Source organism: Rhodopseudomonas boonkerdii (genome assembly GCF_021184025.1).
In the GTDB taxonomy this organism is placed as follows: Bacteria; Pseudomonadota; Alphaproteobacteria; order Rhizobiales; family Xanthobacteraceae; genus Tardiphaga; species Tardiphaga boonkerdii.
The window spans coordinates 76360-88136 of sequence record NZ_CP036537.1; the positions used below are offsets into that span (position 1 = coordinate 76360).

General features: G+C 62.8%; 7 protein-coding genes. 4 read left to right on the forward strand and 3 right to left on the reverse strand.

Translation table 11 applies throughout. The annotated features are described in order from the left end of the window. Nucleotides 1-86: 86 nt before the first annotated feature. On the reverse strand, nucleotides 87-2366 hold the full coding sequence (locus E0H22_RS00340) for an FdhF/YdeP family oxidoreductase (protein ID WP_430715297.1): 2280 nt from the start codon (nucleotides 2364-2366) through the stop codon (nucleotides 87-89). Between the two features lie 196 nt (nucleotides 2367-2562). Between E0H22_RS00340 and E0H22_RS00345 the strand changes: the two genes are divergently transcribed. Further along, the gene (locus tag E0H22_RS00345; protein WP_233023804.1) at nucleotides 2563-3672 is read left to right on the forward strand and encodes an alkene reductase; all 1110 of its coding nucleotides are present in this window, start codon (nucleotides 2563-2565) and stop codon (nucleotides 3670-3672) included. A gap of 114 nt (nucleotides 3673-3786) precedes the next feature. After that, nucleotides 3787-5916 (forward strand): molybdopterin oxidoreductase family protein, encoded by a 2130-nt coding sequence (locus E0H22_RS00350; protein WP_233023805.1) that lies wholly within the window; start codon nucleotides 3787-3789, stop codon nucleotides 5914-5916. A 90-nt stretch (nucleotides 5917-6006) separates the two neighbouring features. Here the strand turns inward: E0H22_RS00350 and E0H22_RS00355 are convergent, their stop codons facing one another. Beyond that, nucleotides 6007-7650, reverse strand: a complete 1644-nt coding sequence (locus E0H22_RS00355) for a GMC family oxidoreductase (RefSeq protein WP_233023806.1) — start codon at nucleotides 7648-7650, stop codon at nucleotides 6007-6009. 293 nt (nucleotides 7651-7943) lie between these two features. Between E0H22_RS00355 and E0H22_RS00360 the strand changes: the two genes are divergently transcribed. Next, nucleotides 7944-9023, forward strand: a complete 1080-nt coding sequence (locus tag E0H22_RS00360) for a CaiB/BaiF CoA transferase family protein (RefSeq protein ID WP_233023807.1) — start codon at nucleotides 7944-7946, stop codon at nucleotides 9021-9023. Nucleotides 9024-9093: 70 nt separating this feature from the next. Here the strand turns inward: E0H22_RS00360 and E0H22_RS00365 are convergent, their stop codons facing one another. Beyond that, entirely contained in the window at nucleotides 9094-10095 is a 1002-nt protein-coding gene (locus E0H22_RS00365; protein ID WP_233023808.1) for an adenosine kinase, read from the reverse strand. A gap of 129 nt (nucleotides 10096-10224) precedes the next feature. Between E0H22_RS00365 and murJ the strand changes: the two genes are divergently transcribed. Next, entirely contained in the window at nucleotides 10225-11772 is a 1548-nt protein-coding gene (gene murJ / locus E0H22_RS00370) for a murein biosynthesis integral membrane protein MurJ (RefSeq protein WP_233023809.1), read from the forward strand. The last annotated feature ends 5 nt before the right edge of the window (nucleotides 11773-11777 follow it).

Consider the following 11777-nt stretch of genomic DNA (forward strand, 5'->3'; position numbering starts at 1 on the left):
AATGACGCTCGCCTACGAGATAATGTCGCAGGCGACAACCGCCACGAAAGCCGTGGCGGTCATGCATGACCCATGCTGCACCGCAGCTAAGCTGCGGCGGCAATCTTTACCGGCACCGACTTGTAGGCGGGCGTACCTGAACGCGCATCATGCGCGTCAAGCGCAACCAGCACATTGGCTTCGGGATAGTAGACCGCGATCGAGCCTTTCGGGATGTCATAGGCCACCGCCGTGACGCCGCGCATGGCGCGTACCGGACCATTTGGCGCATCCAGGACCACATCGATGACATCGCCATGGGCGAGGCCGCGGCTGACGAGATCGTCTGCATTGACGAAGACGATGTCACGACGTCCGGTAATGCCGCGATAGCGGTCGTTCATGCCGTAAATCGTCGTGTTGTACTGATCATGGCTGCGCAATGTCGTCAGCGTCAGCGCATGCTGATCCGACCCGTCTTCATAGAATCCCGGAAACACCAGGAACTGGGCCTTTCCGCTTTCCGTCAGCCATTCGCGTTCCGACGCAGCATTGCGCAGGCGGAAACCGCCGGGCTTCTTGATGCGCTCGTTATAATTCTCGAAGGCGGGAAACACCGATTCGATGGCGTCGCGAATCCTGTTGTAATCGGCGACAAGGTCGAGCCAATCCACTTTCGTGTTCGGCAACGTGGCAATCGCCATGTCCGCGACGACACGAGCTTCCGAGCGCAGATGCTCCGACGCCGGTTGCAACCCACCCCGCGAGCCGTGCACCATGGACATCGAGTCTTCCACGGTGACGAGTTGCTTGCCCGTCGCCTGAATGTCGACCTCGGTGCGACCGAGGCAAGGCAGGATGATCGACTCCTTCGCGGTCAGCAGGTGCGAGCGATTCAGTTTGGTGGCGATATGCACGGCGAGATCGAGGCTGCGCATCGCTGGATAGGTCACCTCCGGATCCGGCATCGCCACCGCGAGGTTGCCGCCGAGCGCGATCAGCGCCTTGGAGCGCCCATCGCGGATCGCCTTCACCGACGCAACCGCATCATGCCCATGCGCGCGCGGCGGATCGAAACCGAATACACGCTTGATGCCATCGAGCAATGCATCATTCGGCACTTCGGTGATGCCGACGGTCCGATCTCCCTGCACGTTCGAGTGCCCGCGCAGCGGCGAAATGCCGGCGCCCGGGCGGCCTAAATTACCGCGCAACAGCAGCAGATTGGCGATGTGCTGCACATTCGCTACGCCCTGCCGATGCTGGGTGATGCCCATGCCGTAATTGATGATGACGCTCTTGGCATTGGCATAGATACGGCCGAGATGCTCGATCTCCGCACGCGTCAGGCCCGACGATGCTTCGACCGCTTGCCATGAGGTCGCATCGAGATCGGCAAGAAGCCCTTCGATGCCTTCGGTGTGTTCGGCGATAAAAGCACGATCGAGCACATCCGGCCCGCCAGCGGCACGGCTCTCGGCATCGAGCGCCACCACCGCTTTCATCATGCCCTTCAGCACTGCCAGATCGCCACCGACCTTGATCTGGTAATAGACCGACGACAGCTTCGTCGCATGACCTGTCAGCATTTCCGACGGATGCTGCGGCGAGATGAAACGTTCCAGCCCGCGCTCGCGCAGCGGATTGATCGAGACGATGGCCGCGCCACGCTTGGCGCAGGCACGCAGCGTGTTGAGCATCCGCGGATGATTGGTGCCGGGATTATGACCGATGCAGAAGACGGCGTCCGCATGATCGAAATCCTCCAGCGTCACCGTACCCTTACCGATGCCGATAGACTTCGGCAGGCCGACGCTGGTCGCCTCGTGGCACATGTTCGAGCAGTCGGGAAAATTGTTGGTGCCGTATTCGCGCACGAACAACTGATACAGGAACGCGGCTTCGTTGGAGCAGCGGCCCGACGTATAGAACTCCGCCATGTTGGGATCGGGCAATGCGCGCAAACCGGCACCGATGCGCGCCATCGCGTCTTCCCACGAGATGGGTAGAAACTTGTCGCTCGCAGCGTCATACGCCATGGGATGAGTCAGACGCCCCTGATTTTCCAGAGCGTGGTCGTGCCATTCCCACAGCTCGCTCACCGTATGCTGCGCGAAAAATTCCGGCGTGGTGCGTTTGGCCGTCGCCTCCCAGGCCACGGCCTTGGCGCCGTTCTCGCAAAACTCGAAGGACGAGGTGTGTTTCGGATCGGGCCATGCGCAGCCCGGACAATCGAAGCCTGTCGGCTGATTCATGGTGAGGAGGCCGCGGGTCTCATCGACCACCGCGAGCTGGCTGCGTACCGCATCGGCCACAGCGCGCAGCGCGCCCCAGCCTCCGGCCGCGCTCTGATACTCGCCGACGCCCTCGACCTTCTTCTTCACCAACTCAGCCATCGCGAGCCTTTCCAGTTTCCCGGCCCATATGGCCGCCATTATTCCGTCTCGTAGCACTATTCGTTGCATCGCAGCGAATAGACCTTCTCAACTTTGATTGACCAGCGGTGCTTGCGTATTGGACCATATGTTCTCGAAATATAATCTTCGTGCCTATCGCCCGATTGAATTTTTGAATGGAGCCCGGATGTCCTCGTCGCTGTTCGCCCCGCTGAAAGTTGGTCCTTTTACATTGAGCCACCGCGTTGCCATGGCCCCGCTTACGCGCATGCGCGCTGAGAAATCGTCGCTCGCCGCCCGCGCGCTCAATGCCGAGTATTACGCACAGCGCGCCAGCCAGGGCGGGCTCATCATCGCCGAAGCCTCGCAGGTGATGCCCGAGGGACAAGGCAGTCCGAACACGCCGGGCATCTATTCGCCAGAGCAGATCGCCGGCTGGAAACAGGTGGTCGACGCGGTCCATGCCAAGGGCGGCGTTATCTTCCTGCAGCTCTGGCATGTCGGCCGCGTCTCGCACTCCTCGCTGCAGCCTGACGGCAAGTTACCTGTCTCGGCTTCAGCCATCGCGATCAACGGTACCACGCGGCTGGTCTCCGGGGAGACCGTGCCTTATGAAACGCCGCGCGCGCTGGAGACGAACGAAATCCCGGGCATCATCGAGGCCTACCGGCAAGCCACGCGCAATGCCCACGAAGCGGGCTTCGACGGCGTCGAGGTGCATGGCGCCAATGGCTATCTGCTCGAACAGTTCCTGCAGACCCGCAGCAATCAACGCACCGATCAATATGGCGGCTCCATCGAGAACCGCGCCCGGCTGCTGCTCGAAGTGACCAGGGCTGTGGTCGATGCCTGGAGCGCCGACCGTGTCGCGGTGCGGATTTCACCCTATGGCGTATCGAACGATTCCGGCGAAGCCGATCCGATGCCGCTCTACAGCTACGTGGTCCGCGAACTTGACAAGCTCGGCCTCGCTTACCTGCATCTGGTCGAACCGCGCACCAGTGGTGTCGGCCGCGCCGAGGTGTTCCACGAAAATGTGCCGAAGGCCTATGAGCTGTTCCGCCCGCTCTGGAACGGCGTGCTGGTCACCGCCGGCGGTTTTGACGGCGCTTCTGCCCAGGAGGCCGTCGCATCGGGGAATGTGGACGTCGTCGCCTTCGGCCGCCCGTTTATCGCCAATCCGGATCTGCCGGAACGCATCAGACTGAAGGCGCCGTTTACGCCCTACAACCGCGCCACCTTTTATGGCGGCGAGGAAAAGGGCTACACGGATTATCCGTTCCATCGGGTTGGGTAGACGACAACTTCCTTCACCCCGCATCTTGCGCGGGGAAAGGTTAGGCACAGCACCGCCGAACATATACGCAGGACCACGGCTTCCCCTGCCGCGGCCCTGTGCTAGTTTCTGCATATGAACATCCAGTCCAAGATCGCGATCAAGCACTCCACCTGCCCGCATGACTGTCCATCGGCCTGCGGGCTCGATATCGAGGTGATCGACGGCCGATCAATCGGCCGGGTCCGCGGCTCCAAGCAACAGACCTACACCGCCGGCGTCGTCTGCGCGAAAGTCGCGCGCTATGCCGAGCGCATCCATCATCCCGAACGGCTGATGCATCCGATGCGCCGCACCGGCCCGAAGGGGTCCGGGCAATTTGCACGCATCACCTGGGACGAGGCGCTGGACGAGATCGCCGCCAAGTTTAACGCAGTCGAGCGCGACTTCGGCGCGGAATCCGTCTGGCCCTATTACTATGCCGGCACCATGGGCCTGGTGATGCGCGACGGGCTCAACCGCCTGACGCATGAAAAGAAATATTCGCGCTTCTACGGCACCATCTGCTCGACCATTGCCTGGGCCGGCTTCGCCGCCGGCACCGGCAAGATCGCCGGTGTCGATCCGCGCGAGATGGTGAAGTCGGACCTGATCGTGATTTGGGGCACCAATCCGGTCTCGACCCAGGTCAATGTGATGACCCATGCGACGAAGGCCCGCAAGGAACGCGGCGCGAAGATCGCGGCCATCGATATCTACGACAACGACACCATGAAGCAGGCGGACATCAAGATCCTGCTCCGCCCCGGCACCGATGGCGCGTTCGCCTGCGGTGTCATGCATGTGTTGTTTCGCGACGGCTTTGCCGATCGTGCCTATCTCGAAAAATTCACCGACGCCTCGCCCGAACTGGAATCGCATCTGGCGACACGCACGCCGGAATGGGCGTCGGCCATCTGCGGTGTACCGGCGTCGGAGATCGAAGCCTTCGCGCATCTGATCGGCAACACGCCGCGCAGCTTCTTTCGCCTCGGCTATGGTTTTACCCGCAGCCGCAACGGGGCGGCGCAGATGCATGCGGCGCTCTGCATTCCTGCCGTCACCGGCGCCTGGCAGCATGAAGGCGGCGGCGCCTTCTTCAACAATGGCGCGATCTGGAAATTCGACAAGACGTTGATCGAGGGCCTTGATCTCGTCGATCCCAAAGTGCGCCGCCTCGATCAATCCAGGATCGGCCGCATCCTCACCGGCGATGCGGAAGCCCTGCAGAACGGCCCGCCGGTCAAGGCGATGCTGATCCAGAACACCAACCCCGTCACCGTCGCGCCGGAGCAGGCGCTGGTCCGGCAGGGCTTTGCCCGCGAGGACCTGTTCGTCGCCGTGCATGAGCAATTCATGACCGAAACGGCCATGATGGCCGATCTCGTGCTGCCGGCCACCATGTTCATGGAACATGACGATCTCTATTACGGCGGCGGCCATCAGCACATCTCGGTCGGAGCAAAGCTGATCGATGCGCCGGAAGAGTGCCGGTCCAATCACGAAGTTCTGCAAGGTCTCGCCTCACGCCTTGGCGCCACGCATCGCGGCTTTGCGATGACATCGCGCGAGATGATCGACGAAACGCTAAGGAGCAGCGGCCGCGGCGGCATCGACGCGCTTGAGGCCGATATCTGGCGTGACCTGCAGCCGGATTTCCGCACGTCGCACTATCTTGACGGCTTCGCCCATGCAGACGGCAAATTCCATTTCAAGGCCGACTGGGCCAATGTGCCCCTCGCCAATGCCGGCCTGATGGGCGCGTGGGAAGACATGCCGTCCTTCCCCGACCACTGGGCCGTGATCGAGGCGATCGACGAGGCGCATCCGTTCCGCCTCGCCACCAGCCCGTCACGCAGCTTCCTGAATACGAGCTTCAATGAAACGCCGTCATCCCAGGCCCGCGAAGGAGCGCCGACGGTGATGATTCATCCGGTGGACGCTGCCGATCACGGCATCGCCGACGGTGACGCCGTAACGCTCGGCAATCCGCGCGGCGAGACCACACTGACCGCACGCATCTTCGATGGCGTCAGGCGCGGCGTGCTGATTGCGGAATCGATCTTCCCGAACAAATCCCATTTCGGCGGCCGCGGCATCAATATGCTGACGGGCGGTGAAGCGGTTGCACCCTATGGCGGCGCCGCATTTCACGACAACAAGGTGTGGGTGAAGAAGGCGCAACCCCGAACTGTCATCGCCCGGCTTGACCGGGCGATCCAGTAGACACCGACCTAAGTGATTGAACACTCCAGTCGGTGTATACTGGATCACCCGCTTTCGCGGGTGATGACAAGCGAGGACGTGATCAGCAACTCACCGCGTATCCTCCAGAATCATATCCGACGCCTTCTCCGCGATCATGATCACCGGCGCGTTGGTATTGCCCGACATCAGATCCGGCATGATCGACGCATCGATCACGCGCAACCCTTCAAGTCCTCGCACACGCAGTCGCTGATCCACCACCGCCCGCGCATCGCTGCCCATGCGGCAGGTCGAGGTCGGGTGATAGACCGTGCTGCCACGTTTGCGACAGAAAGCGAGCCAATCCTCGTCGGTCACCACACCCGGGCCAGGATCGACTTCTTTGGTGACGAACGGCTTCATGGCCGGCGCATTCAGGATCTTGCGCAGGATCTTGAGCCCTTCGACATTTGCGGTGCGATCCGTCTCCGTCGCCAGATAGTTGATGCGGATTTCCGGCGGCACCGAAGGATCGGCGCTCTTGATCTTGAGCGAGCCACGGCTCTCCGGACGCAACTGGCACACTGACGCCGAATAGCCCGAAAAGGTATGCAGTTTCTCGCCCATCTTGTCGGTCGAGAACGGAAGGAAGTGGATCTGGATATCCGGCGAGGCCATGCGCGGATCGGTCTTGAAGAACGCGCCGGTGGTCCCCGCGGCGTAGGTCAGCGGTCCCTTGCGAAAGGCGGCGTATTTCAGCCCCATCATCACCCGGCGAACCGGATGATTGACGTAATCATTGAGCGTAATCTTCTGCGGGCACTCCATCACCATGCGTACCTGCATGTGATCCTGCAGATCCGCACCGACGCCCGGCGCGTCGAGCAGAACATCGATCCCGTGCTGTTTCAACAGATCTGCGGGGCCAACACCGGAGAGCTGCAGCAACTGCGGCGAATTATATGCGCCGCTCGATATCAGCACTTCCTTGCGCGCGAAGGCCGTCTTGACCTTACCATGCTGCTTGAACTGCACGCCCACCGCACGCTTACCCTCGAAGACGAGACGCTGGGCCGGCGCATCGGTCTCGACACGCAGATTGCCGTGGCCGTTCTTCAGCGCCGGCCGCAGATAAGCGCGCGCCGTCGAGGCACGGCGACCGCCTTTGGTCGTGGTCTGAAACCAGCCGGCACCTTCCTGCGTCGCACCGTTGAAGTCGTTGTTCACCGGAAGGCCGGTCTGCGCCGCCGCGACGATAAACGCTTCCGACAGCGGATCGGGACAGCGCGAATCCGACACCGGCAGCGGACCGCCGACACCGTGATAGTCGTCAGGCCCCCGCGCCTGATTCTCCGCTTTCTTGAAATAAGGCAGCACGTCGTCATAGCCCCAACCTGCATTGCCGAGTTGCCGCCAGCGATCGTAATCTTCGTGCTGGCCGCGCACATAGAGCAGGCCGTTGATGGAGCTGGAGCCGCCAAGCACCTTGCCGCGCGGCTGAAACACCTTGCGGTCGTTGAGACCGGGCTCGGGTTCGGTCTCATACATCCAGTTGACGGATTTTTCCTTGAACAGCTTGCCGTAGCCAAGCGGGACATGGATCCAGATGTTGCGGTCCTGCGGGCCGGCCTCGAGCAGCAGCACCGAGAATTTGCCTGATGCCGACAGGCGATTGGCGAGCACGCAGCCGGCCGAGCCGGCTCCCACAATGACGTAATCGGCCTCGATGGCATCCGCCGGCAATCGTCGCGCCGACGCAGTTGAACCGTTCATGTTTCCCCCGAATGGTTTTCAGCAACTGAAAACGGAAATCAGAGGGAAGTAAATGGGACGAAAATCGGCGCATGGCCGGCATGCGCCGCTTTCCGCCCGTGGTGCGATTGCCCAATGCGCGGAGTGATCGATGCACGACCACTTTGGTAGCGACAGGCTGCGATTTTGTGCGCTGCCGCGTGCATAGCCGCATGCGTCGCCGCGGCCAAATGATGCTTGCCCTTGCCACGCGGCGCGGTAACAGTTTTCCGCAATAAACCGGCACCGCCGGACCAACAACACGGGAAACGCACGTGACGGACGCCAAACTCTCCGGCCCGCTGAAGGGCACGCGCATTGTCGAATTCGCCGGCATCGGCCCTGGTCCCTTCGCCTGCATGCTGCTTGCCGATATGGGTGCCGAAGTCATCACGCTGGTACGTCCCAAGCAAATGCCGAAAGGCGCGGCCGCGCGCGGCCGCAAGATCGTCGAGGTCGATCTCAAGGATAAAGCCAGCATCGCGCAGGTGCTGTCGCTGCTCGATGGCGCCGATGCGCTCGTCGAGGGCTATCGTCCCGGCGTGATGGAGCGCCTTGGCCTCGGGCCTGATGTCGCGCTCGGCCGCAACAAAAAACTCGTCTATGGCCGCATGACCGGCTGGGGACAGGACGGCCCGCTCGCGCAAGCCGCCGGCCATGACATCAACTACATTTCCATTACCGGCGCTCTCGCCGCCATCGGCGGCGCCGACAAACCGGTGCCGCCGCTCAACCTCGTCGGCGATTTCGGCGGCGGCTCCATGTATCTCGTGATGGGCATGCTCGCCGCGATGCTCGAAGCCAACAAGTCGGGCCAGGGTCAGGTGGTGGATGCCGCCATGTGCGACGGCGCGGCCTCGCTGATCACCATGTTTTTCGATATGACCGCGGCCGGCCGCTGGAAGGAACAGCGCGAAGCCAACATGCTGGACGGCGGCGCGCATTTCTACGGCGTCTATGAATGCAGCTGCGGCAATTTCATCTCGATCGGCTCCATCGAGCCGCAATTCTACGCGCAACTGCGGGAGCTCGCCGGCCTCGGTGAGAGCTGCTTCGATGCGCAGATGGACCAGAAGCAGTGGGCCGCCCTGAAAGACAAGCTCGTCGCCGTATTCAAGACCAAGAGCCGCGACGAATGGTGCAGGATCATGGAAGGCACCGATGTGTGCTTCGCACCGGTGCTGACCATGTCGGAAGCGACCAGGCATCCGCATATGGTGGCGCGCGAAGTCTTCATCCAGCACGACGGCGCGACGCAGCCGGGACCAGCGCCGCGCTTCTCGCGCACGCCATCAGCGGCACGCATGCCAGTGAAGGCGGAGCTGGGTGAGGCCGTGAAGGACTGGGCAAACTAGAGCACTCTCGAAGAGGAAGCGCGCCTCTTATCCCTCCCCGGAGCGAAGCGACTGGGGAGGGAAAGAAAGATCAAACCGGCAGGCCGTTCTTCTGCGCCAGCTCCTTCAGCGACACCTGCGGGCGGGCGCCGATATGCTGGATCACTTCGGCCGCCGCGAGCGCGCCGAGCTTGCCGGCATTTTCATAACCGACATTGCGCACGAGACCGAACAGGAAGCCAGCCGCGAACAGGTCGCCGGCACCCGTGGTATCCACCAGCTTCTCGATCTTGTGTGCGGGCACGGCCACCACGCCTTCGGCCGAAACCACGACACAGCCCTTCTCGCTGCGGGTGACGACGCCGAGCCGGATATCCTTGCGGAGTTCGCCGAGCGCCGCGTCGAAATCATCGGTCTCGTAGAGCGAGCTCAGCTCGGACTCGTTCGCGAAAATAATATCGACGGTGCCGTTGCGCATCAGGTCGAGGAATTCGCTGCGATAGCGGCCCACGCAGAACGCGTCCGACAGCGTCAAGGCGACCTTTCGGCCGGCGTCATGAGCAATCTTCGAAGCCTTGATGAAGGCTTCCTTGGCGCTGGTCGGATCCCACAGATAGCCTTCGAGATAGATATATTGCGAGGCCGCGATCGCCGCCGGATCGATATCCTCCGGGGTCAGGTCCTGCGCGGCGCCGAGATAGGTGTTCATGGTGCGCTCGCCATCCGGCGTCACCAGGATATAGGAACAGCCGGTGGCCGGGCCGGCCGCCGCCGGCTTGGTCTCGTAGGCCACGCCGGCGGCGCGGATGTCGTGGATATAGAGCGTGCCGATCTGGTCGTCCTTGACCTTGCCGACATAAGCGACGCTGGCGCCGAGGCTGGCGAGGCCAACGATGGTGTTGGCCGCCGAGCCGCCCGACATTTCCGTGGCCGGGCCCATCGCGTCATAGATCGCCTTGGCACGGGCTTCGTCGATCAGCGCCATGCCGCCCTTGTTCATCTGATGGGTGGCGAGAAATGCGTCGTCGGTCTGCACCAGCACGTCGAAGATCGCGTTGCCGATCGCAAGCACGTCGTATTTCGCTGAAGTCATTAAGATTATCCCGTTGCGGCGATTGCGGGGGCGGGGCGAATGGTTTTCAACTCATCCCGCTGCGGCCTGATGGCTGCGACTATCACACCCCGCCCGGCGCCAGCAAGGATGCCTCCCCGTGACGGTTCCATGATCCGCTCCATTTTGATGGTTTCCACGGGCACGCTGGCCTCGCGCCTGCTCGGTTTCGTGCGCGACGCCATGGTCGCGGCATTGCTGGGCGCGGGCGCCGTTGCGGATGCCTTTCTGGTGGCGTTTCAGCTGGTCAATGTGGTGCGCCGCCTGCTCACCGAGGGGGCGCTGAATGCCGCGCTGATTCCGGCATGGGCGCGCATCGACGCCCGCGAAGGACCGGAGGCTGCTGCGGCTTTTGCGGGCCGTGTCCTTTGCACCGTCGGCGTGGCCGTGCTCGTTGCCGCGCTCCTCATCGGCCTGGCGATGCCGACGGTCATTGCGCTGGTTGCGCCTGGCTTTATCGGCCATCCCGCGCTGCAGCTGGCAGTCGATCATGCGCGGCTGATGCTGCCTTATCTCGCCTTTGCTGGACCGGTCACCGTGATGATGGGGCTCTACAATGCGCAGGGACGGTTCGCGCTCACGGCGTTTTCTCCGCTGTTGTTCAATGGCGCGTTGATTGCGGTGATGACGCTACTGCTGGCGTTTCCGCAGGCCGCGACCACTGCCGCTATGGCCATGGCGGCGACCGTCGGAATCGCCGGTTTTCTGCAGTTGTCGATGCTCTCGCTGCGGCAACACGGCGGCAGACTTGCGGCACCCTTGCGACTGTCGTTCGATCACCAGATGCGCGATTTTTTCCGCAAGGCACTGCCCGGAATGGTCGCCAGTTCCGGCCCGCAGCTCCTCATCGTCGGCGCCGCCATCGTCGCCTCGACAATGCCCTCAGCCGTCTCATGGCTGTACTTCGCCAATCGCCTGATCGAACTGCCGCTCGGCATCGTCGGCACCGCGATGGGCACGGTGCTGATCCCGGAATTGACGCGCGCGGCGCGCGAGGACGATCACGCGATGATGACCCATGCGCAATCGCGCGGGATCGAACTGGCCATCGGCCTCACATTGCCGGCGACACTGGGACTCATCGTGCTGAGCGAGCCCATCGTCCGGCTGCTGTTCGAACACGGCGCCTTCACCGCGCATGACGCGGCGGCCACCGCCCAGGCATTACTCTGGCTCGCGCTTGCATTGCCGGCGCATGTGCTGATCAAGGCGCTGTCGCCGGCCTTTTTCGCGCGCGAGAACACGCATACGCCACTGGTCGTGACGCTGGTCGGTCTGGCGGTCGCGATCGTCGCCGCTTATTTGCTCGGCGCATCTTTCGGCGCAAGCGGCATCGCGGCGGCGATTGCGCTGGCGGCGTGGAGCAGTGCGGCCGTGCTGATGATCCAGGCCGGCCGCACGTTCGGCTGGGCGATCGATGCGGATGCGAAACGGCGGCTGCCGGTTATCGTGCTGGCGGCGGCTCTCATGGGCGCGCTGCTGTGGCTGCTAGCGCAGGCGATGCCCACCGCCGATCACAAGCTCGGCCGGGCAGCTTTGCTGGCGCTCCAGATCGCATGCGGGCTGGCGATCTACGCGGTACCGCTCATGCTCACCGGCACATTGCGCTGGCGGGATGTCCGCGCATCGCTCAAGAAGTCACGCGACACCGCTGCATGACCTCA